Source organism: Citrobacter sp. RHBSTW-00524, assembly GCF_013747755.1.
GTDB classification, from domain to species: domain Bacteria; phylum Pseudomonadota; class Gammaproteobacteria; order Enterobacterales; family Enterobacteriaceae; genus Citrobacter; species Citrobacter braakii.
The window spans coordinates 3,178,512-3,199,369 of the sequence record NZ_CP056421.1; the positions used below are offsets into that span (position 1 = coordinate 3,178,512).

General features: G+C 49.7%; 24 protein-coding genes and 1 tRNA gene. 8 read left to right on the top strand and 17 right to left on the bottom strand.

Features of this window, described 5'->3' with window-relative positions; genetic code table 11:
- Window positions 1–40 precede the first annotated feature (40 nt).
- The gene (locus HV229_RS15395) at window positions 41–418 is read left to right on the top strand and encodes a MysB family protein (protein ID WP_016152610.1); all 378 of its coding nucleotides are present in this window, start codon (window positions 41–43) and stop codon (window positions 416–418) included.
- Here HV229_RS15395 and HV229_RS15400 read toward each other — a convergent pair whose 3' ends face one another.
- The 3 genes from HV229_RS15400 to mdoG form a co-directional block, all read right to left on the bottom strand.
- Window positions 419–646 carry a YceK/YidQ family lipoprotein gene (locus HV229_RS15400; RefSeq protein WP_016152609.1) on the bottom strand — a complete coding sequence of 76 codons (228 nt, stop codon included), beginning with the start codon at window positions 644–646 and terminating at the stop codon, window positions 419–421.
- A 75-nt stretch (window positions 647–721) separates the two neighbouring features.
- Window positions 722–3,250 carry a glucans biosynthesis glucosyltransferase MdoH gene (gene mdoH / locus HV229_RS15405; RefSeq protein WP_019076449.1) on the bottom strand — a complete coding sequence of 843 codons (2,529 nt, stop codon included), beginning with the start codon at window positions 3,248–3,250 and terminating at the stop codon, window positions 722–724.
- Complete coding sequence (gene mdoG / locus HV229_RS15410) at window positions 3,243–4,778, bottom strand: glucans biosynthesis protein MdoG (protein WP_087121841.1); 1,536 nt, start codon at window positions 4,776–4,778, stop codon at window positions 3,243–3,245. Before mdoG ends, mdoH begins: the two co-directional genes overlap by 8 nt.
- Before the next feature lie 271 nt (window positions 4,779–5,049).
- On the opposite strand from mdoG, the gene mdoC reads away from it, so the two are divergent.
- Window positions 5,050–6,210: a glucans biosynthesis protein MdoC gene (mdoC, locus tag HV229_RS15415; protein ID WP_104651944.1), complete on the top strand. Its 1,161-nt coding sequence runs from the start codon at window positions 5,050–5,052 to the stop codon at window positions 6,208–6,210.
- 24 nt (window positions 6,211–6,234) lie between these two features.
- Here the strand turns inward: mdoC and HV229_RS15420 are convergent, their stop codons facing one another.
- The 6 genes from HV229_RS15420 to csgB all read right to left on the bottom strand — a co-directional run bounded on the left by HV229_RS15420 (window position 6,235) and on the right by csgB (window position 10,112).
- Window positions 6,235–7,674 (bottom strand): phospholipase D family protein, encoded by a 1,440-nt coding sequence (locus tag HV229_RS15420; protein WP_276569461.1) that lies wholly within the window; start codon window positions 7,672–7,674, stop codon window positions 6,235–6,237.
- Window positions 7,658–8,200: an O-acetyl-ADP-ribose deacetylase gene (ymdB, locus tag HV229_RS15425; protein WP_016156177.1), complete on the bottom strand. Its 543-nt coding sequence runs from the start codon at window positions 8,198–8,200 to the stop codon at window positions 7,658–7,660. Before ymdB ends, HV229_RS15420 begins: the two co-directional genes overlap by 17 nt.
- A gap of 100 nt (window positions 8,201–8,300) precedes the next feature.
- On the bottom strand, window positions 8,301–8,621 hold the full coding sequence (locus HV229_RS15430) for a type 1 fimbrial protein (RefSeq protein ID WP_016152603.1): 321 nt from the start codon (window positions 8,619–8,621) through the stop codon (window positions 8,301–8,303).
- Window positions 8,622–8,772: 151 nt separating this feature from the next.
- Window positions 8,773–9,105, bottom strand: a complete 333-nt coding sequence (gene csgC / locus HV229_RS15435) for a curli assembly chaperone CsgC (RefSeq protein WP_016152602.1) — start codon at window positions 9,103–9,105, stop codon at window positions 8,773–8,775.
- A gap of 61 nt (window positions 9,106–9,166) precedes the next feature.
- Entirely contained in the window at window positions 9,167–9,616 is a 450-nt protein-coding gene (csgA, locus tag HV229_RS15440) for a curli major subunit CsgA (protein WP_006685125.1), read from the bottom strand.
- A gap of 40 nt (window positions 9,617–9,656) precedes the next feature.
- Window positions 9,657–10,112: a curli minor subunit CsgB gene (gene csgB / locus HV229_RS15445; protein WP_103771474.1), complete on the bottom strand. Its 456-nt coding sequence runs from the start codon at window positions 10,110–10,112 to the stop codon at window positions 9,657–9,659.
- Window positions 10,113–10,870: 758 nt separating this feature from the next.
- Here csgB and csgD point away from each other — a divergent pair.
- The 4 genes from csgD to csgG are packed head-to-tail and all read left to right on the top strand — an operon-like array spanning window position 10,871 to window position 13,216.
- Window positions 10,871–11,521 (top strand): biofilm master transcriptional regulator CsgD, encoded by a 651-nt coding sequence (csgD, locus tag HV229_RS15450; RefSeq protein WP_003036091.1) that lies wholly within the window; start codon window positions 10,871–10,873, stop codon window positions 11,519–11,521.
- A gap of 4 nt (window positions 11,522–11,525) precedes the next feature.
- Window positions 11,526–11,918 (top strand): curli production assembly/transport protein CsgE, encoded by a 393-nt coding sequence (gene csgE / locus HV229_RS15455; RefSeq protein ID WP_016152600.1) that lies wholly within the window; start codon window positions 11,526–11,528, stop codon window positions 11,916–11,918.
- A 25-nt stretch (window positions 11,919–11,943) separates the two neighbouring features.
- Window positions 11,944–12,357, top strand: coding sequence for a curli production assembly/transport protein CsgF (csgF, locus tag HV229_RS15460; RefSeq protein WP_016152599.1), 414 nt, complete (start codon window positions 11,944–11,946; stop codon window positions 12,355–12,357).
- Between the two features lie 25 nt (window positions 12,358–12,382).
- Window positions 12,383–13,216: a curli production assembly/transport protein CsgG gene (csgG, locus tag HV229_RS15465; protein ID WP_016152598.1), complete on the top strand. Its 834-nt coding sequence runs from the start codon at window positions 12,383–12,385 to the stop codon at window positions 13,214–13,216.
- A 47-nt stretch (window positions 13,217–13,263) separates the two neighbouring features.
- On the opposite strand, the gene HV229_RS15470 is transcribed toward csgG, so the two are convergent.
- The 4 genes from HV229_RS15470 to ghrA form a co-directional block, all read right to left on the bottom strand.
- Entirely contained in the window at window positions 13,264–13,746 is a 483-nt protein-coding gene (locus tag HV229_RS15470; protein WP_080858585.1) for a DUF1097 domain-containing protein, read from the bottom strand.
- Window positions 13,747–13,847: 101 nt separating this feature from the next.
- Window positions 13,848–14,402, bottom strand: coding sequence for a molecular chaperone (locus tag HV229_RS15475; protein WP_016152596.1), 555 nt, complete (start codon window positions 14,400–14,402; stop codon window positions 13,848–13,850).
- Window positions 14,403–14,425: 23 nt separating this feature from the next.
- Entirely contained in the window at window positions 14,426–15,163 is a 738-nt protein-coding gene (locus HV229_RS15480; RefSeq protein ID WP_181545796.1) for a phosphatase, read from the bottom strand.
- An 86-nt stretch (window positions 15,164–15,249) separates the two neighbouring features.
- Window positions 15,250–16,188, bottom strand: a complete 939-nt coding sequence (ghrA, locus tag HV229_RS15485; protein ID WP_016152594.1) for a glyoxylate/hydroxypyruvate reductase GhrA — start codon at window positions 16,186–16,188, stop codon at window positions 15,250–15,252.
- A 235-nt stretch (window positions 16,189–16,423) separates the two neighbouring features.
- On the opposite strand from ghrA, the gene HV229_RS15490 reads away from it, so the two are divergent.
- Both HV229_RS15490 and HV229_RS15495 read left to right on the top strand, forming a co-directional pair.
- Window positions 16,424–16,511 (top strand) — tRNA-Ser (locus HV229_RS15490).
- 188 nt (window positions 16,512–16,699) lie between these two features.
- A complete protein-coding gene (locus HV229_RS15495) occupies window positions 16,700–17,068 on the top strand; it encodes a hypothetical protein (protein ID WP_046274772.1) in 369 nt (122 codons plus the stop codon).
- Between the two features lie 57 nt (window positions 17,069–17,125).
- Here HV229_RS15495 and phoH read toward each other — a convergent pair whose 3' ends face one another.
- The 4 genes from phoH to efeO form a co-directional block, all read right to left on the bottom strand.
- Window positions 17,126–17,914 (bottom strand): phosphate starvation-inducible protein PhoH, encoded by a 789-nt coding sequence (phoH, locus tag HV229_RS15500; RefSeq protein WP_016152592.1) that lies wholly within the window; start codon window positions 17,912–17,914, stop codon window positions 17,126–17,128.
- Window positions 17,893–18,189, bottom strand: a complete 297-nt coding sequence (locus tag HV229_RS15505) for a hypothetical protein (protein WP_016152591.1) — start codon at window positions 18,187–18,189, stop codon at window positions 17,893–17,895. The genes phoH and HV229_RS15505 overlap by 22 nt, the downstream gene beginning before the upstream one ends.
- 246 nt (window positions 18,190–18,435) lie before the next feature.
- On the bottom strand, window positions 18,436–19,719 hold the full coding sequence (gene efeB, locus HV229_RS15510; RefSeq protein ID WP_181545798.1) for an iron uptake transporter deferrochelatase/peroxidase subunit: 1,284 nt from the start codon (window positions 19,717–19,719) through the stop codon (window positions 18,436–18,438).
- A gap of 5 nt (window positions 19,720–19,724) precedes the next feature.
- The gene (gene efeO / locus HV229_RS15515) at window positions 19,725–20,852 is read right to left on the bottom strand and encodes an iron uptake system protein EfeO (RefSeq protein ID WP_016156169.1); all 1,128 of its coding nucleotides are present in this window, start codon (window positions 20,850–20,852) and stop codon (window positions 19,725–19,727) included.
- Window positions 20,853–20,858 lie beyond the last annotated feature (6 nt).

Genomic DNA, 20,858 nt, shown 5'->3' on the forward strand with positions numbered 1-20,858 from the left:
TATTTCCCTGAATACTTCATTAAATCAAAGGGAGACTCTGATGACCATGTATGCCACGCTGGAAGAAGCCATTGATGCCGCTCGTGAAGAATTTCTGGCTGATAACCCTGACCTTGAGCCCGACGAAGCCAGCGTTCAACAGCTAAGCGTACAAAAATACGTGCTACAGGATGGTGACATTATGTGGCAGGCGGAATTCTTTGCTGACGAGGATGAGGGCGAGGGTGAATGCCTGCCAATGCTGAGTGGTGAAGCGGCCCAAAGCGTTTTTGATGGCGACTATGATGAAATTGAAATCCGTCAGGAGTGGCAGGAAGAAAACACACTTCACGAATGGGATGAAGGTGAATTCCAGCTGGAACCTCCCCTGGATACCGAAGAGGGTCAGACCGCGGCCGATGAATGGGATGAGCGATAGCTACTCGTAAGGTCCGTGGTGAATGTCGAGCGGGAGCAGCAAGGTATCAAACACCAGCGAAAATGGCAGGTCGAGGATGGTGACGTAGCGCCACGCGGAGTCCCGGACATCCCATTGCACGCCAGGATAGTATTGGTTTCCGTGCCCTTGTCCTGGGATAGTTCGGCTAATAATACTGCCGCATCCGCTCAGCAAGCACACCATGATTGCCACTGCCAATATTCGCACCTGATACCTCACGGCTCTTTTAATTAGTATAAAAAAATACCGGCACCAGGCCGGTATTTTCACGTTACATAACGCTTACTTTTTCCTGAGCGCCAGCGGATTCAGGGTCAGTCCCTGGTAGTAATTCACCCACGAAGAATACTTATCAGGTGAATTCCAGACGCGATAGTGCAAACGCGCCATCGTCACCGGATCGCTCAACAGCACCAGACGGCGGTCACGGTTTAGTTTCTCCGGCGTTTCGTTCAGCGCCTGCTCCACATGGCGGTCACGGGCAATCTCAAGCACGTTACTCGCGCGGTGACGTGCAGTCGCCATTGCCGTTGCCAGTGCGTTAAATGACGGGTTAAACACCGCATGCATAAAGCCGTCGTCCAGTGTACGATTGCGGTTCATCACCAGATAGGTATCCGTATCAACCAGCACCTGCGGCGGAGAATACTCTTCCGGGATCAGGAACAGCTTCCAGCGCTTGGTACGTAACCCAACCGTGGAACGGCTGGAAATCACGGAAACAAACGGCGACAGGATCAGCGAGAAGACAATCGGCGCCAGCCAGAACAGGAAACGCAGATCCAGCCAGGCCATACCTACCGCCCACACCAGCCCCAGCAGTAACTGAGAACCGTGACGCATAAATGCTTCACCCCACGGGGTGGAATCGTCATCACGCTGCGGTGAATTCCACACCACTTCCCAACCGAGGAAGGCGCTCACGACAAAGACGGTATGGAACAGCATACGCACCGGCGCCAGCAGCACGGAGAACAGAACCTCCAGCAGCAGCGACAGCGTGACGCGGATAAACCCGCCGTACTCTTTCGTCCCTTTACACCAGATGAGCAAAATACTCAGCAGCTTCGGCAGGAACAGCAGCACCATCGTAGAAGCAAACAGTGCGATCGCCAGTTCAGGACGCCACTGCGGCCATACCGGGAACAGCTGGCGCGGTTGCAGGAAGTACTGTGGTTCCGTCAGCGCATGCACCACCTGCAATGCGGTCGATAACGCGAGGAACATAAACCACAGCGGCGCGGACAGATAGGACATAACGCCGGTCAGGAACACTGCACGGTGAACCGGGTGCATCCCCTTCACCAGGAACAGACGGAAGTTCATCAGGTTGCCATGACACCAGCGACGGTCACGCTTGAGTTCATCCAGCAGGTTCGGCGGTAGCTCTTCATAAGAGCCCGGCAGATCGTAAGCAATCCACACGCCCCAGCCGGCACGACGCATCAACGCCGCTTCGACGAAGTCATGGGAGAGAATCGAACCCGCAAACGAGCCTTCGCCCGGTAACGGCGCAAGCGCACAGTGTTCGATAAACGGCTTCACGCGAATAATCGCGTTATGGCCCCAGTAGTGCGATTCCCCCAATTGCCAGAAGTGAAGTCCAGCGGTAAACAACGGACCATAAACACGGGTCGCAAACTGCTGACAGCGCGCATACAGCGTATCCATACCGGAAGCCTTCGGTGAAGACTGGATAATCCCGGCATTTGGATTCGCTTCCATCAGGCGCACCAGTCCGCTCAGACAGTCACCGCTCATCACGGAGTCAGCGTCCAGCACCACCATGTAGCTGTACTGATTTCCCCAGCGACGGCAGAAGTCATCAATGTTACCGCTTTTACGCTTCACGCGACGACGACGACGGCGGTAGAAAATCTGCCCTTCGCCTTGCACTTCGGCAATCAGCTCCATCCACGCTTTTTGTTCTGCTACGCAGATATCAGGGTTGTAGCTGTCGCTCAGGATGTAAACATCAAAATGCTCGGCGTTGCCCGTCGCTTTGACCGACTCCCACGTGGCGCGAAGTCCCGCGAATACGCGGTCAACGTCCTCGTTACAGATCGGCATAATCAACGCGGTCCGGTGTTCGGGATTTAACGGTTCGTCCCCAACCGTTGAGGCGGAGATACTGTACTTATCTCGCCCAATCAACAGTTGCAGGAAGCCCATCAGCGCGGTCCAGAATCCTGCTGAAACCCAACAGAAAAGCACGGCAAACAAAATGAGAATGCCGGTCTGGAGCATGTAGGGCAGCAGTTGCATAAAGGAGACCCATAAATCCTGCCCCATCATGTCAACAGGATTAATGAATGCCCAACCCTGATACGGAAGGATCGTCTTCATATACCAAGTTGCGACGACCGTTTGCGCCAGCGTTAAGATCAACAACGTATAGCGGCGGATGGTGCCAACCGTACGCCATTTTTGCTCGCTCTCCTGTTCTTCTTTCGTCAAACGCGAAAGATAACGCGGAGTCACATCGCGCCCGCGCAGGCGATCCCAAAAGCGGCCAACCGGGTTGGTACGCCAGGGATCGGGGAACATAGAGGTACGCGTTGCTTTTGGCATCGCCTGCAGCTGATCGCGCCCCTCATCGTCCTTAACCAACTGCTCTTTGGCCAGAGAATCCGGCCACGCCTGCTCCAGGCGAGCTTTCACCGAACCCTGCGGTGAATCATCTTCGCGCGAGTACGTACGATGCTCGGCATCCAGCGCCTGATGAACGGCGCGGATGTCAGTTTTCGGCAGTGCCGCTTTTTCGATATCCGAAAGCGGCATTGCGTCAATATACTCAGTTGTCTTATTCATTGGCAGGTAACTGGTAGCTCCAGGTTTCACTCAGCGTCTGATCGGCATTGACCAAGGCAGCACGCATTTCAGTGGTTTTCTTCACGTCTTTCACTTTCACGCGCAATACCAAACGCCAACCTTTAGAGACCGGGTTGTAGCGCACAGTACTTTCAACGATCTCGCCGTTGTCGCCAATACTGGTTTGTGCGGTAACCGGGGTATCCTGCGGCAGCTTTTTCATATCCGTGCCGGTAAAGTCCACCACAAACGCGATGGTGCCATCAGGCTGACGAATGAGGTTAGACTGTTTTACATCACCGGTAGAACGACGAGTCTGCTGGACCCAGGCGCTATCAGGGGCATGAAGCTTGTCTTCGTCACGCGTGAACGTCAGGGTGTACTTGAAGTTCATCTCTTTACCAGCTTCAGGCAGTTGATCCGGCGTCCAGTACGCAACGATGTTATCGTTCGTTTCATCGTTAGTTGGGATTTCAACTAACTCAATCTTACCTTTACCCCAATCACCTTTTGGCGTGATCCAGGCACTTGGGCGCAGATCGTAACGATCGTCGATATCTTCAAAACGCGAGAACTGACGGCCACGCTGCAGCAGGCCGAAACCTTGCGGATTTTCCATCGCAAAGCTGCTCACCGCCAGATGTTTCGGGTTATTCAGCGGACGCCAAATCCACTCGCCGTTGCCAGCGTGGATCGACAAACCGTTAGAGTCATGCAGTTCCGGACGATAGTTGGTCGCCGGAGAAGGCTGGTTTGGTCCGTACAGGAACATACTGGTTAACGGTGCCACGCCCAGCTTGCCCACTTTGTCGCGCAGATAAACTTTGGACTGAACATCGACTACCGTGTCACGACCCGGAATGATGACAAAGCGATACGCTCCGGTTGCGCGCGGAGAATCCAGCAAGGCATAAATGGTCAAACGTTTGTCAGTCGGTTTCGGACGCTCGATCCAAAACTCACGGAAGCGGGGAAATTCTTCGCCAGAAGGCAGAGCGGTATCAATCGCGAGACCGCGCGCAGACAGACCGTAGACCTGCCCTGCCCCCAGAACACGGAAATAGCTGGCACCGAGCATGCTGACGATTTCGTCGTTTTTATCTTTGCTGTTGATCGGATACAGCACTTTGAACCCGGCGAAACCGAGATCTTTTACCGTGTCTTTATCATGCTGAACATCGCCAAAATTAAAATAATCCGGGCTGTATTTGATTCTTTTCACCGCTGTAGCGGTAACTTCGTTGATTTTGACCGGCGTGTCGAAGTACATACCCTGGTGGTAGAACTCGAGCTTAAATGGGGTCTTGAGATTGCTCCAGTAGGCTTTATCGCGGTTAAACTGGATCTGCTGATAATCCGCATATTTCATGTCGCGGAAAACGGAGGGCAAGTTACTTTTTGGCGCCTCATAGCCTTTACCGGCTAAGGATTGAGCTTGTTTTGCAACATCATCGATGCTGAACGCCCAGCTCGATGATGTGTACAGCGTTAACATAACTGCTGCACCCAACCAACGCATTTTCATCATTTGTAGTTTATGTTTCATAATTAGTAAGCACTTCCCCCTTTGTGTGCTTATATTGATCCGATCCATTTTAATGGATAATCGGGTATTCCGACAACTGAATCCCTGTATTGTTCGCGCGCTGGCTCATGGTTTAATCAGGTTCAACTACCTGTTTTCACTTTGCGTGCTTATCCTGGAGACAGGTTGTTGGACTTCGTGTAGGGTTGCCCTCGAATGTAACCATTATTCGTCTTAGGGATAAGACGAAAAGTCTGAGAATACATAACTGTCTATGAGCTCTGTATCACCACCACGCGAATATTTTCTTGACTCCATCCGTGCCTGGCTAATGTTGTTAGGGATCCCATTCCATATTTCATTGATTTACTCGACCCACACCTGGCACGTGAACAGTGCTGAACCGTCGTGGTGGTTGACCCTGTTTAACGACTTTATCCATGCTTTTCGCATGCAAGTCTTCTTTGTCATTTCGGGTTATTTTTCCTACATGCTATTTTTGCGCTATCCGCTAAAGCGCTGGTGGAAGGTGCGTGTAGAACGCGTGGGGATCCCGATGCTGACCGCGATTCCATTACTTACGCTGCCGCAATTTATCATGCTGCAATACGTAAAGGGAAAAGCAGACAGTTGGCATACTCTCAGCGGCTACGATAAATACAATGCGCTGGCCTGGGAGCTGATTTCCCATCTGTGGTTTTTACTGGTTCTGGTCGTATTAACGACCGTGAGCATGTGGGTGTTCACCCAGATGAAAAACAGACTGACGCGTAGTGACGCCGCCAGCGCCCCGGCGGTGTCGATGACTAAATTATCGCTGATCTTCATCTTGTTAGGTGTCGGTTACGCTGCCGTCAGAAGGACAATTTTCATCCTCTACCCTTCGATTCTCAGCGATGGCATGTTCAATTTTATCGTTATGCAAACGCTGTTCTATGCGCCTTTCTTTATGCTCGGCGCACTGGCGTTTATCAACCCGAATCTGAAAGCGCTGTTTACCACGCCGTCACGCGGTTGCACGCTCGGTGCTGCATTCGCATTTGTGGCATACCTGCTCAATCAGCGTTACGGTAACGGCGATGCCTGGATGTATGAAACCGAATATGTCATTACCATGGTCATGGGACTGTGGATGGTGAACGTCGTCTTTTCGTTGGGTCACCGTTTGCTTAATTTCCAGTCTGCCCGCGTGACCTATTTTGTCAACGCGTCGCTGTTTATCTATCTGGTGCACCACCCGTTAACGCTGTTTTTTGGCGCTTACATCACACCGCATATCACGTCGAATCTGCTGGGTTTTCTCTGCGGTCTGCTGTTTGTGGTTGGGATTGCGGTAATACTGTACGAAATCCATTTACGCATACCGGTGCTGAAGTTTCTCTTTTCGGGTAAACCGCCCGTTAAGCAGGATAAAAACAAGGCCGTAGCCGGCTAGTTTTTCCCTCAATCATTGTGTGGTTCAAAGCAGCCATTCAATGGGTAACACGGACGCCAGCTTTACCAGAACTCGCTTCCAGAATCCTGTGGCGGGTTCTTTTTTCAGGACCTGTTCACTGCCAGAAAGTCGGTCGACCCAATTAATTCTCCCCCAACGGTCAAGGCGTAGCTGCCAGGCCATATCACGCTGGCTTTGCATAAACCGTTTATGAATCAATTCGGCCAGCACTTCACTCTCAATCACAAATCCCATTTCCGTATTGAGCAGCGTCGAACGAGGATCAAAATTAAGCGAGCCGATAAACACTTTGCGATCATCAATACTGAACGTTTTCGCATGCAGGCTGGACCCTGAATTACCGGTTAATCCACGATCGTGAACGACCGAGACGCGATCGCGGGTCGGTTTAAGTTCGTATAATTCTACACCGTAGCGCAGCAGTTTTTTTCGCCAGCGCGCATAGCCCGCATGGACGATCGCCACATCATTCGCCGCCAGTGAATTGGTTAAAATGGCAATCTTGACGCCTTTTCTTACCAGTCTCAGGAGCTGCGCCACACCGGCACGCGTCGGCACAAAGTAGGCAGAAATAATATCAATACGTTCGGTCGGCGAGCCCATTACGTCAAACAAACGCTGCGGTAATAGCGAGTGGCGCGGCGCTTTCCCTTCTCCTTTTGCAGGATCATCGCTCAGCAAACGCGTTTTGGCCCAAATCAGCGGCAGCGATCTTTGATCGAGACTGGACATAAACTGGCTGGTTTCCAGCTTATGCAGATAGCGGCGGGTAATATCATCGTTATACCAGGATTCGGGTAGCTCAATACGCTGCACAGAATCTGGCTCGGACGTCTCAAGCACATTTTGTAACGTTGAAACCGAGCGGCAGTGCCAGTAACGCTCAAAATCATCCGCCACATCTTTGACAACCGGCCCGATAGCCATGACGTCCAGGTCGGAAAATAGCGGTTGCTCACCCGCGCCAAAATAGGCATCACCAATATTACGCCCACCAACGAGAGTCACCACGCCGTCAGCGGTATAACTTTTATTGTGCATGCGCCGATTAAGCCGGGCAAAATCGGTTAAATAGCCCAGCGCGCGCAGGATGCGAAAGGAAAACGGATTGAAGAGGCGAACTTCTATATTGGGGTGCTTATCCAGCAGACGCAGCGTGTCGTCCAAACCCGGCGTGTTGTTATCATCCAGCAGCAAACGCACCCGTACGCCTCGCTTCGCTGCAGCCAGCAGTACGGAAAATAGCAATAACCCGGACATGTCGTTTTCCCAGATGTAATACTGCACATCCAGGGTACGTTCCGCCATTTCCGTTAACCGATAGCGAGCAGCAAACGCATCCAGGCTGTCATCCAACGCAAGAATGCCGCATTCTCCCGGGTGGTCTTCGCAAAGGGGCGTGATGGCACGCTCAAGTCGCGTCATATCAGTCCGTGTGATCATCACCTTGTTGTGTTAGCAATCTCTTATAAAGTTGAGCGTTTTCGTCATCAAAGCACACGAAGTATATCTGATCAGGAAGTGCGCGGCGGGTAATAAATTTCAGCACCGTTTTCACCGCTATTTCTGCCGCTGCGGCGCGTGGATAGCCATAAGCCCCGGTGCTAATCGCCGGAAAAGCAATGGAGTGATAACCATTGGCCAGGGCCAGTTGCAGGGTGTTTAAGTAAGCTTCTTCGAGGCGTTCGGCCTCATGATGACCTCCCCCTTGCCAGACCGGTCCTACGGTATGAATGACCGCTTTTGCCGCAAGCGCCCCCGCCAGAGTGATCACCGCATGCCCTGTCGGGCATTCTCCTTGTTGCTGGATAACCTGTTTGCAGGCCTCCAGCAATGCTGGTCCGGCAGCGCGATGGATTGCGCCATCGACGCCACCGCCTCCCAGTAGCGATGAATTCGCCGCATTGACAATCACATCAACAGCGACAGTCGTAATATCGCCATGTAACACATGAACACGTGATTGCATAAGTTCCCCCTGACAAAACACCATTCGTTAAGTGTACAGCAGGGTTTTCCCTTAAATCTCTCTTTTTAACCGTAAGTGTGCATATCTACGCCACAGCGAGTCATTTATATTCAATATTAAGAATCGCCATGTTTTTCTGTTCATTGAGGTAGTGCATTTTGACTGTGGCAATTTCCTGCACATTCTGAGGGGCTGTCGCGAGCTGTTGCGGGTTGTAAAGACTATTCTGGTTGGTGCCGTTGCGGATACATGACAATTCAATTTGCTGCTGCTGTCTGTTAACGTCGCAAGGTGATTCAACTATCGCTCCGCGAAAATGAATAACCCCGCCGGTTGTGATTTGCTGCGCAATTGCAGGGAGGGTTAAAAGAGAAAAAGCACATAAACTGGTACTTAAAATACGCTTTAATAATGTACACATAAGGGTTCCTCAATGATTAGCCATCTTTGAGGGATCGAAATGATCCTTCACCGCTACGATTAACGATCAAATACAAACGCTCACACGCTTCTATATTCATAGAACAGCAGCGCATTCCCAGCCACACCCTTAATGCAAATACAGCAAAAAATTATGGGTGACTGTTTGAGTCAGGCCATTGTTGCGACAGATGCAGAGACTGCCCATCTGAAACGGTAACGATAATTTTGACCGAATCCTCAGATGAAATATTAAAGCTCAGTTTGGTTAATTCAATCGGTCGATTAGCAGGGACCGAAAGGCTTATTTTCTGCTGCGACTGGCTTTGTCCCCCCTGCCCTTTACGTATGGCAAGGACTTGTACCTCACATACGCACGGTTGGGTTAACGTCACCTGAGGAATAATGGTGTACATATCACCTTGCTGAGTAGTATTGAATGTTATTTGATTTGCCAGCGCGGCAATGAGTAATAGCGTATGCATCATATTCTCCCGAAAAAAAAACAGGGCTCACGCCCTGTTTATTATCAGTCAGAAAACTGAATTAGTGTTGGTTAGCTGTAGCGTTGTTGCCAAAGCCAACTTGCTGAATCAGCACATTGGAGTCAGACGCGGTCTGATTAACCAACGCACCGTTACGGCCACCGAACTGGGTTACACTAATATCAGCATTTTTAGCATTCCACTGATCGATAGTGGCATTGTTCTGGAAGCCAGTCTGTTTCAGGCTAATGGTACTGTCATCAGCGCCTTGACCAACTACAGCCCCGTTACCACGCCCATGTTGTGTAATAGTGACATCTGATTTACGCGCATCACTTTGCAGAGCATTCGCAGCGTTGTTTGACCCATATTGGTAGATACTCAGTGAAGAGTCTGGGCCATAATTACTACCGCCACCATGATGATTGCCGCCCCATTGCGGAACAACACCAGCCAGAGCACTGCCAGAAACTACGATTGCTGCGAATGCTGCCACTTTTAAAAGTTTCATGGTAAACCCCCATCGGATTGATTTAATCGTCGTTAATGGATTAGCGTTGAGTTACGCGAATTGCCATATGCGACTGTCTCTGCACCACAACTGCTGTTTTTTGTGTACCGTACTGAGTAATATTGGCTTTATTACCAGAACCTTTCTGGATAATTACCGCCGTATTACCGTATGAACCTTGTTTAATACTCGCGTCATTGGAACTACCCGTTTGATCAATATATGCAAAGTTATATGATCCCGTCTGGTCTGTTTTCGCTCGGTTACCAGAACCTTCTTGCGAAATAACCGACAATAACTTCGAGCCCCCCTGTCGAGTATTTGCACTGTTCGCAGTGCCAACCTGACCAATAATGGCTGCCTGATTAAATGAAGACTTACTTAATTCATTTACCGCAAAGTTATATTCTGAGTTAGCTAAATCATAACTTGAAGCGGATGCAATCCCAGGCACACCCAGCATTGTAAACATCATAAATAACAACTTGTTTTTCATGTTGTCACCCTGGACCTGGTCGTACATAAGGTTAAATTATTTACCACTCAAATTATTGTTAACGTGACTTACATTTGTTAACGCCACGTTACGATGAAGAGTATGTCCGTTGAAACATTTTAAATAACTCACCCACCAGTTGTATTTTTATATCCAGATTCACCCCAAAGTACTAATTAACAGCAATTAACACCGTTATAGCTCTGGATTTTATTTCTTTTGTAACCCGATGAGTGAATTTCTATGCAGTAACAAAAAAACGCGTTTCCCGCGTTTTCTGGGCCTTGCAGACGGTAGTGGGATTGTCCTCGGTACAAGTCGTGACAAGTGTCATTTTTTTCTATCTAAAATTGTTCAACTTAAAGTGAGACAAAAAAATCAAAATTCATTAGAAATCTAAAACCATCTAATTATAATTTTATTTCTTAAAATTCAATAAGATATTATAATTTGTATGATTTTTTAAATCTATGCAATAACGCTAAAATGTACAACTTTACTATCAAATCTAAACTCCACAAAAACGCAAAAATCACATTTTAATATATAAATTTACATTATGTAACATGTTTAACACTTGCTTTAAGATTTGTAATAGCTAGATTGAAATCAGTTGAAGTCCATTTGTTTTAATATTTTCACCCCGTTGGGTCGAAGTTTTATTTCTACACAGCAGTGCAACATCTGTCAGTACTTCTGGTGCCTCTATTTTAGTAGAGGCAACTGTCAGGTGTGCGACTAAAAAGTGGAGTTTCATCATGTTTAATGAAGTCCATAGTATTCATGGTCATACATTATTGTTGATCACTAAACCATCCCTGCAGGCAACTGCGTTATTACAGCATTTAAAGCAATCGCTGGCGTTAACCGGAAAACTACATAATATTCAACGTTCTCTGGATGATATATCCTCCAGCTGCATTGTTTTACTGGATATGATGGAGGCAGATAAAAAACTGATCCATTACTGGCAAGATAATTTGAGCAGAAAAAACAACAATATAAAAACTTTATTGTTGAATACCCCAGATGATTATCCTTACCGGGATATTGAAAACTGGCCGCATATCAATGGCGTATTTTACGCAACTGAAGATGAGCAGCGTGTAGTCAGCGGTTTGCAGGGTGTGTTGCGGGGCGAATGTTACTTTTCGCAAAAGCTCGCCAGCTACCTGATCACGCATTCCGGGAACTACCGCTATAACAGCACGGAGTCGGCATTACTTACGCACCGTGAAAAAGAGATCCTTAATAAACTGCGTATCGGCGCCTCAAATATTGAAATCGCGCGTTCACTATTTATTAGTGAAAATACGGTGAAAACACATCTTTATAATCTTTTCAAAAAGATAGCTGTCAAAAATCGTACGCAGGCGGTCTCGTGGGCCAATGATAACCTCAGGCGATAAAGCCATGAAACGCTATTTGACCTGGATTGTGGCAGCAAATTTGTTCCTTGCTGCCGGGAATCTACACGCGGCTGTAGAGGTGGAGGTTCCCGGACTGTTAACTGACCACACTGTCTCTTCCATTGGCCATGATTTTTACCGGGCCTTTAGTGACAAGTGGGAAAGTAAGTACACAGGAAACTTAACCATTAATGAAAGACCCAGTGCACGTTGGGGAAGTTGGATCACCATAACGGTCAATCAGGACGTTATCTTCCAGACTTTTTTATTCCCGACGAAAAGAGACTTCGACAAAATTGTGGTCTTTGCATTGGCAGAAACTGAGGAAGCATTAAATCGTCGGCAAATAGATCAAACACTATTAAGCACGAGCGATTTAGCGCGCGATGAATTCTAAAACATGATTTTGTCCGGAGGCTTTCATGCGTGTCAAACATGCAGTGGTTTTGCTCATGCTGATTTCACCATTAAGTTGGGCCGGAAATATGACGTTCCAGTTCCGCAACCCTAACTTTGGTGGTAACCCAAATAACGGCTCTTTTTTACTGAACAGCGCACAGGCGCAAAACTCGTATAAAGATCCGAGTGCCGGCGACTACGGGATTGAAACCCCAACAGCGCTGGATAACTTTACCCAGGCGATCCAGTCACAAATACTCGGTGGCTTACTTACCAATATCAATACCGGTAAGCCGGGAAGGATGGTAACCAGCGATTTTATCGTTGATATCGCCAACCGGGATGGACAACTGCAACTGAATGTCACGGACAGGAAAACGGGGAGAACGTCGACTATTGAAGTGTCGGGTTTACAAAATCAGTCGACCGATTTCTAAATTATAGCCACGAAAGGAAAAAATCATGCAGCGCTTACTTATCATGGTGGCAGTAATTTTACTCAGCGGATGTTTAACAGCCCCGCCGCAAGAAGCCGCTAAGCCGACATTAATGCCCCGAGCCCAAAGCTATAAAGACTTGACGCACCTGCCCATGCCTACAGGTAAGATTTTTGTCTCGGTATACAATATTCAGGATGAGACTGGCCAGTTTAAACCTTATCCGGCAAGTAACTTCTCAACCGCCGTCCCGCAAAGCGCCACGGCGATGCTTGTCACCGCATTGAAGGATTCTCGTTGGTTCGTTCCGCTGGAACGTCAGGGATTGCAGAACTTGCTTAACGAACGAAAAATCATTCGTGCAGCTCAGGAAAACGGCACAGTTGCCATTAATAACCGGATCCCTCTGCAGTCTCTGACCGCGGCAAACATCATGGTAGAAGGATCAATTATTGGTTATGAAAGCAACGTTAAATCGGGTGGCGTTGGTGCGCGCTATTTCGGTATTGGCGCCGATACGCAGTACCAGCTCGACCAGATAGCGGTCAACCTGCGTGTGGTTAACGTTAGTACTGGTGAAATCCTCTCATCGGTGAATACCAGCAAAACTATCTTGTCTTATGAAGTGCAGGCTGGGGTATTCCGCTTCATTGACTACCAGCGACTGCTGGAAGGTGAAATTGGCTACACCTCTAACGAACCGGTTATGCTTTGTCTGATGTCAGCAATTGAAACCGGCGTTATCTTCCTGATTAATGACGGGATTGATCGCGGATTGTGGGATTTGCAGGATAAGAAACAAGTTGATAATGACATCCTGGTTAAATACCGCCATTTGTCGGTACCTCCGGAATCCTGAGTGGTCGATACAGCATAAAAAGCGTGAGGAAAACCCTCACGCTTTTTTTATTTACTGGTCAACGTCGACGATAGCCGATTCTCACGACGAGATGCCAGCCACAATCCGCTGTTTTTCATCGCATAGCCGAATACCAGCCCCAGCGCCAGAGATGGCACGACCAACTGCCAGTCACCCTGCCCTGCAAACGTTGTGCAGGCGCCAATAAAGGTGCCCGGCACAAATGAAAGCAACCATTGCTTTGCCTGAATACACATGAGAAACGCGACAATTCCCGTCATGACATAACCAATAATGTCCATATGCGGGGCAAGCGCGCTACCGTTAATAATCACCAACGCCCACACCACACCGCTTAGCAGCGTACACGCCGAGATCCACAACCCTTTCAGCCCACCCTGCGGACAGGCAAAATAGGCCGTGCAGCCCAGAAAGCCAGCCCAACTGAGTAAACCAAGAGATACGGCCACCCATCCCCAAATCCCAGAGAGAATGCCCGTTGTGATTGCAATTGAGAGAAGTATGTTCATGCCGCGTATCTTAGCAGAAAAACGGCATGGGAATGAGATCGTGCACACAATTCATGCAATGATGTGATTTGAGTTGCAGTTTAATGAGATCTAAATCACATTTACTCTTCGGTATCTTCCTGCAATTCGTCCCACATCGCGCCAATGGCATCACGCGTTAACGGTGCCATGGTACGCCAGAACTGTGTGTTTGCGTGCGCTTCAACTTTGCCAAGGAATGTGCCACACCAGGGCAACAGGTATTCCACAAACAAGGTTTCGAGTGCTTCACTTTCATCTTCCGCAGACTGGTCTTCAAGCCATGAAGCCGCCAGCAACAGCGTGCCAATATGATCTGCAGGCGTATCTGCCAGCGGCATTCCGCGGGCAGAAAGAAAAGCACGAACATCGGATTCTTTCGCCCCTTCTACCCAGGCGCTACGATAAGGCGGCACCGCACACTCGTCGCCGACAAACAGCGCGTTGTAATCCGCAGCTAACTGAGGCATATCGCAGCTTTTCTGCAGACGAGTGAGCAGTTCGTCCTGTTCCAGCGGCCAGTTGGCAGACAGTTTACCTTCACTAATCAGGGTAAACAGAGGAACCAGTAAAGGGTCCTGCGGTTGGCGGTAAAACAGCGAGCCCAGTACACGACACAGGATAGAAAACTCGTTCATTGATATATTCCAGTTAGTAACAATTACAGTTCAGCAAATTCCGCGATCGGCTCCATGCCTCGCGATTCCAGAAACGCCAGCAGGCGTTTAGGGGTGACGTTTAAAATTCTGTCTTCCGGGAAATATACATCATCCAGAATTTTACGGCATTCACCAAATTCACCCAGTGTGAAAGCGGTATGTGAATCCGACCCTAACGCCACCCAGCCTCCGGCATCACGCACCGCCGCAGCGACCGCGCGACAATTGTCCTCACTCCCCTTACGCGAATGCAAAAACGAGGAGTTATTGATTTCCAGCGCGACCTGGTATTTTGCTGCCGCCTGCGCAATCGCTGTGATATCCACGGGATATTTGGGATTCCCCGGATGGCTGATGATGTGCACGTGACCGCTGGCCATCGTGGCTATCATTGCCTGGGTATTGGTGTCTTTATCATGAGGTGCAAAAACCGGCTCATGGAAGCCCGCAATGATGAGATCCAGAGAAGTAAACATCGGACCTGAACAGTCGATGTCGCCTTCAATATTCTTAATATTCGCCTCGATACCGCGCAGGATCCCTACGCCATCGACGATACGAGGCCAAATGCGCATATTAATAAAGTGCCAGTGATGAGGCGCATCCGCCATGTCCGGTCCATGATCGGTTATGGCAAACAGCTTGATGCCTTTGCGATGGGCTTCAGCGATGTAATCACTTAAGGTGCTGTAGGCGTGGGTACTGGCGACGGTATGCATATGCAGGTCAACGGGATACATAACTCTCTCCTGTAGTCATTTTCCGTCAAGGATAGCAGGTATCGTCGCCATTTATTAGCTCAAACCCGGCACTTGCCGGGTTACCATCAATATCCCCGAACGCGATCGACCTGACCCGTTACGGATTTCCCACTTTCCAGGTCCAAAATCGTACGGGAGATGTAGTCCACCGCCTCTGCCGGGCGTGTTACCGCGGCGATATGCGGCGTCATTGCCACACGCGGATGTTTCCATAGCGGGCTGGTTTCCGGCAGCGGTTCACGGCTATAGACATCCAGCATGGCACCTTTCACTTTGCCGCTGTCCAGCGATGCCAGAAGATCGTCTTCATTGAGATGAACGCCGCGCGCCAGGTTGAGCACGTAAGCGCCATCCTGCAATTGGCTTAGTAAATCAGCGTTAATAATGCCTACGGTTTCTGCCGTATTAGGCAGGAGGTTGATCAGCACGCGAGTTTGACTCAAAAACGCGCCCAGTTCCTCGGTACCGGCGAAGCTTTCCACACCAGACCAGGATTTACGCGTACGACTCCAGCAGCGTAGCGGGAACCCCCATGCTTGCAGACTTTCTGCAACTTTTGCGCCTAAAACACCAGCGCCCATGATCCCGACGCTAAACTCATCGCGGGTATATTCTGGCAACGGTTGCCATTTCGCCTGGTTTTTTAATGCCTGGTAGTCATCAAAGCGACGGAACCAGTGCAATACCTGACTAACCGCATATTCCTGCATTTGCAGGCCCATCCCCGTATCTTCCAGACGGAAAAGCGGGATCGACGCATCCAACATTTCCGGATGAGCGTTTAGTTTACTGAGAATAGAATCGACGCCCGCACCCAGCGCAAATACGGCTTTTAATTTTCGTCCGGCGAGCATTTCAACCGGAGGATGCCAGACCAGCGCGTAGTCAGCATGCGCATTATCACCTGCCTTCCACTCACGGACCCGCGCGCCAGGTATGGCCTTTGTCAGCGCATTTAGCCACCAGGTTGTATCGAATGTTGGGTGATAGAAAATTATATCCATAGCGTCTCCTGAACATTGTTATGCGGAACGTACTCGCACTTATAATCATCATTTTTCGAGGGAACATCAGAGTAGCAAATTTTAGGGTGCTGGCAAAAAAAACAATTCCCGCTTATTTAAGCTGCATATTGATTGAAGTTTGTGTAAATGCACGTTTTTTTCAAAAAGTTGATTGACGCCGGAGCGGTATTTCCCTAAATTAGCGCCCGTTCCGGTAGCACAGGAACAACAATATGGTGAGGTGTCCGAGTGGCTGAAGGAGCACGCCTGGAAAGTGTGTATACGGCAACGTATCGGGGGTTCGAATCCCCCCCTCACCGCCATATTCGAGAAAGAGCTCGTACGCAAGTACGGGCTTTTTTTTTCGCATGTGAGCCGTCCTGAATAGCGTTAACCTGTAGGTCTGATAAGCATCGCGCTATCAAGCATCATCCCCTGCCCCATTGCACATTATCTAAACCACTCTTATGCTGTAACTACCGCTTTCTCAAGCAATCAGGAAAATAACGGCATGTTAAACATAGAAGGAACTTTGCTTGATGAGATCATGTCGCAGGCAGACGAAGCAGGATTTATTCCGTTGAAGGTTTTCTCGCGAAAAATCCTCAAACGTACACCGAATGAAATAAATACGTTTTTCGATCCTGACAGCCGATTCTACGAAGAGTATCAGCGAACGGTTATTTGCAACGTCAGGCATAACGTCACCATTAAAAAAACCTACACCAGCAATGGGATCTTACGAAAAGAGACTACGGTAGGTGGGATTTATAAGGATGACCTGCTGACCTTTCTGGCACAAGCGCTAAAGAAAATAGACGAAAATAACCAGCTGTTTGACCAGGCCTGCGCCAACTACTGGAGCAGCAAAAGAAAGTAATCTGCTGACGTCAAATAACAAAGCCCGGTTTCCCGGGCCTTGAAGACGGAGTACTTATCAGTTGTAAGCATTGAGCGTCCGCTGACAGAGTGCCGAACGGACGCAATCGTCTTTATTGAAACGAACAATCCCAACCATATCATCTTCTTCGAAACGGGCCAGCGCATCGCTTAGCCCTGAGCGAACGTGGGCGGGTAGATCGCACTGGGTCACATCCCCGTTCACAATCACCGTCACATTCTCCCCGAGGCGAGTCAAAAACATCTTCATCTGTGCTGCAGTAACATTCTGAGCCTCGTCAAGAATGACCACTGCATTTTCAAATGTGCGTCCACGCATATAGGCGAATGGCGCGATTTCCACCTTACCAATCTCAGGCCGCAGGCAATATTGCATGAAGGAGGCGCCCAGACGTTTCACCAGCACGTCATACACTGGACGAAAATAAGGCGCAAACTTCTCGGAAACATCTCCAGGTAAGAAGCCGAGGTCTTCATCAGCTTGCAGAACTGGACGGGTTACAATGATCCTGTCCACGTCTTTGTGGATCAGAGCCTCTGCTGCTTTTGCCGCGCTGATCCAGGTTTTACCACACCCGGCTTCACCGGTAGCGAAGATCAGCTGTTTACTCTCGATAGCATTCAGGTACTGGGCCTGAGCTTCATTCCGCGCCGTGATTGGCGTGGCGTCGCGACTATCACGCGCCATACCAATCGCTTCTACGCCGCCCATCTGCACAAGCGAGGTGACCGATTCATCTTCACGTTGTTTATGACTACGCGAATCCCGCCTCAGCACACGTTTTGCTTCACGACGAGCTTTGATCACTGCTTTTTGTCTTCCCATGGATAGCACCTTGAGTTGTAGGTATACATCACACGTGCCGTTGGCGGCACGATTATGCGCACGAACATCTGAGGGTTGGCTTCCTTGTAAGCCATTGCTTGCTTTCGGATAAGACGCCACACACGGCTACGCGCACCGTACAAGGTGTCAGTTACGAAGATAAGAAGTGAAAGGGAGAGAGATTTAGCGGTGACGAGGTGGCTACCGGAAGAGAAACGTCCGCGTAACGTACTGCAGCTACTGTGAAAAATGTGTCCAATACAGGACTTTTCCATCGCGATCTCCATAGTGAACGACTATCACCGCTGGGAACTACCGCTGTTTCTTATAATTACATCATAATCTTTCGTTAATGCAACAATATTTTTACTTGCTGTTAACTTAAATTCTATCTAATCACCAGAGACAGTCTCTTGCAGAGAGATGACAGAATTATTTCAGTCTCGTGCCGATCATAAAAAATAATTTGTTCATTCATACAGATGTCAGGAAAAGCCCCGCTGTACAACGGGGCGTAATCATCAGGCTTCGAGTAGAGACTGTCCCAGATATTGATCTGCGGTTTTGACACCCGGCAAAGCAAAGAAGTAGCCCCCACCAATTGGTTTGACATACTCTTCCAGCGCTTCACCGTTGAGGCGTTTCTGCACAGTCAAAAAGCCTTTTTCCAGATCGTGTTGATAGCAGACAAACAACAGTCCCATATCCAGTTGACCGGATGGGGTCACACCGAGCGAATAGCTGTAGCCACGGCGCATCATCAGGCTGGAGTCGGTCTCTTTCGTGCGCGGATTCGCCAGGCGGATATGACTGTCGAGCGCAATCACCTCACCCTCGGGATCGCTGGCATAGTCAGGCACATCATGCTCGTGCTGCATACCCAGCGGCGCGCCGGTGTGTTTATCTCGACCAAATATCGTTTGCTGCTCTTTCAGCGGCGTACGATCCCAGAACTCGACGCGAAACTGAATGAGCCTGACGGCCTGATAACTACCACCTTGCGCCCAGACAGGTTCGCCCTGCCCGTCCGTAACCCACACCACGTCTTGCATCAACTTCGCATCCGTCGCGTCCGGATTCGCGGTGCCATCCTTAAAGCCAAGCAAGTTGACCGGGGTCTCTTTGCCTTTGCTGCGCGCGGCATGGTCGGAAATAAACCCTTCACGTTTCCAGCGCACGCTAAGGAGATCGGGCGTATGTTTAATGATATCGCGCAGCGCATGGATAACGGTGTCCTGCGTGTTGGCACAAATCTGCAGCAGCAAATCACCATGGCACAGCGCCGCATCCAGCGAATCATTCGGGAAGCGGGTCATTTTTTGCAGCTTTTTCGGCATCTGCGATTTCAGGCCATAACGTTCATCAAATAGCGAGGCGCCGACTGACAACGTCATCGTCAGGTTGTCTGGCGCAATGTATGCGCCGAGGATACCGGAATCCATAGGGGGTAAACGCGGGTTCGGCGTATCCGGCGCCGGCCCGCCCGTGGTCAGAAACGCAAATCGGGTGGTCAGCAAGCGGAACAAGCGTTCCAGATCAGCCTTATCGCTGGCGAGAACATCGAACGCCACCAGCATCATCGATGCCTGCTGTGGCGTCAGGATCCCTGCCTGATGCTGACCATAAAACGGCTGCACTTCACTACGCGCATCGGGGGACAACGTTCCCGGCGCGCTTTGTGGTTTTTGCGCGTGGGCAACCGGACATCCACCCGCCAGCGCCAGCGCCCCACCCAGGGCGCCCATCCCTTTCAGTAAACGTCGGCGTGAAGGTTCGCTCACGCCGTTTTCATTATCTTGCTGCATTTTGCTTAATCCAGACCCAGAACACCGCGTAATTGCGACAAGTCTTCCGCCAGCGTCGTGATAGGCCCTTTCAGCGCATTGCGATCGGCGTCGGTCAGTTTGTCATAGGTTTCAAAACCGTCTTTGGTACGGTACTTGCTCAGAATGGTATCGACTTTTTTGAAGTTCGCATCCACCTTCGCCAACAGCTCAGCATTGGATTTTTGTAACTGAGGGCGCAGGAGATCGACGATTTTCTGCGCGCCATCGATATTGGCCTGGAAATCCCACAGATCGGTATGGCTGTAGCGATCCTCTTCTCCGCTAATTTTGCTGGCAGCGACTTCTTCAATCAGTCCTGCTGCCCCGCCAACCACTTTTGACGGTGGGAAGGCCAGTTCGCTAATACGCGTTTGCAGGTCAAGAACATCGCGGTTTAATTGGTCGGCATACTTGTCCATACCTTTGGTGGTGTTGTCGCCGAACAACGCTTTCTCCAGACGGTGGAAGCCGGTGAATTTAGGATCGGCGGCTTTTTGCTCATAATCATCTTCACGTGCATCGATGCTGCCGTCGAGATCGGAGAACAGTTCAGCAATCGGTTCAATACGCTCATAATGCTGACGGGTTGGCGCATACAGCGATTTCGCTTTTTCCAGATCGCCAGCTTTAATCGCATCGGTGAATGCTTTGGTGCCCGCAACCAGTTGTGCAGTTTCGGCTGTCACATAGGCTTTGTATTCAGTAATCGCGCCACTTAGGCTCAGCAGAGCATCGCCCTGCGCGGCATCCGCCGTTGCGCTACCTTTTACAATGAGTTTGCCTTTCGGGTTGGTCAACAGACCGCAGGTCATATCATATTCACCTGGCTGCAGGTTAGCTGTCATTTTCTGGCTAAAGCCCGGCGCAATGTTTTCACGTTCTTCAACCACCATAACCCCTTTAAGGATCTCCCACTCCAGCGCTTTCTGGCTGTGGTTCTGGATGATGAACTGCGTTTTCCCAGCGTTAACCGTGATCGTCATCGGCTCACACTGTTTGTCGTTAACCGTGACTTTCACCTGCGGGATATCGGCGGCTTGTGCAGAAAAAGCGGAGGCAAACAGCGCGGCAATACCCAACTGCAGCGCACTACGGCGAAAATTAAACGTCATAACCTA

Coding starts and splice junctions, on each gene's coding strand:
- HV229_RS15395 (WP_016152610.1), top strand. CDS start 41: ATGACCATGTATGCCACGCTGGAAGAAGCCATTGATGCCGCTCGTGAA.
- mdoH (WP_019076449.1), bottom strand. CDS start 3,250: ATGAATAAGACAACTGAGTATATTGACGCAATGCCGCTTTCGGATATC.
- mdoG (WP_087121841.1), bottom strand. CDS start 4,778: ATGATGAAAATGCGTTGGTTGGGTGCAGCAGTTATGTTAACGCTGTAC.
- mdoC (WP_104651944.1), top strand. CDS start 5,050: ATGAGCTCTGTATCACCACCACGCGAATATTTTCTTGACTCCATCCGT.
- HV229_RS15420 (WP_276569461.1), bottom strand. CDS start 7,674: ATGATCACACGGACTGATATGACGCGACTTGAGCGTGCCATCACGCCC.
- ymdB (WP_016156177.1), bottom strand. CDS start 8,200: ATGCAATCACGTGTTCATGTGTTACATGGCGATATTACGACTGTCGCT.
- HV229_RS15430 (WP_016152603.1), bottom strand. CDS start 8,621: ATGTGTACATTATTAAAGCGTATTTTAAGTACCAGTTTATGTGCTTTT.
- csgC (WP_016152602.1), bottom strand. CDS start 9,105: ATGCATACGCTATTACTCATTGCCGCGCTGGCAAATCAAATAACATTC.
- csgA (WP_006685125.1), bottom strand. CDS start 9,616: ATGAAACTTTTAAAAGTGGCAGCATTCGCAGCAATCGTAGTTTCTGGC.
- csgB (WP_103771474.1), bottom strand. CDS start 10,112: ATGAAAAACAAGTTGTTATTTATGATGTTTACAATGCTGGGTGTGCCT.
- csgD (WP_003036091.1), top strand. CDS start 10,871: ATGTTTAATGAAGTCCATAGTATTCATGGTCATACATTATTGTTGATC.
- csgE (WP_016152600.1), top strand. CDS start 11,526: ATGAAACGCTATTTGACCTGGATTGTGGCAGCAAATTTGTTCCTTGCT.
- csgF (WP_016152599.1), top strand. CDS start 11,944: ATGCGTGTCAAACATGCAGTGGTTTTGCTCATGCTGATTTCACCATTA.
- csgG (WP_016152598.1), top strand. CDS start 12,383: ATGCAGCGCTTACTTATCATGGTGGCAGTAATTTTACTCAGCGGATGT.
- HV229_RS15470 (WP_080858585.1), bottom strand. CDS start 13,746: ATGAACATACTTCTCTCAATTGCAATCACAACGGGCATTCTCTCTGGG.
- HV229_RS15475 (WP_016152596.1), bottom strand. CDS start 14,402: ATGAACGAGTTTTCTATCCTGTGTCGTGTACTGGGCTCGCTGTTTTAC.
- HV229_RS15480 (WP_181545796.1), bottom strand. CDS start 15,163: ATGTATCCCGTTGACCTGCATATGCATACCGTCGCCAGTACCCACGCC.
- ghrA (WP_016152594.1), bottom strand. CDS start 16,188: ATGGATATAATTTTCTATCACCCAACATTCGATACAACCTGGTGGCTA.
- HV229_RS15495 (WP_046274772.1), top strand. CDS start 16,700: ATGTTAAACATAGAAGGAACTTTGCTTGATGAGATCATGTCGCAGGCA.
- phoH (WP_016152592.1), bottom strand. CDS start 17,914: ATGGGAAGACAAAAAGCAGTGATCAAAGCTCGTCGTGAAGCAAAACGT.
- HV229_RS15505 (WP_016152591.1), bottom strand. CDS start 18,189: ATGGAAAAGTCCTGTATTGGACACATTTTTCACAGTAGCTGCAGTACG.
- efeB (WP_181545798.1), bottom strand. CDS start 19,719: ATGCAGCAAGATAATGAAAACGGCGTGAGCGAACCTTCACGCCGACGT.
- efeO (WP_016156169.1), bottom strand. CDS start 20,852: ATGACGTTTAATTTTCGCCGTAGTGCGCTGCAGTTGGGTATTGCCGCG.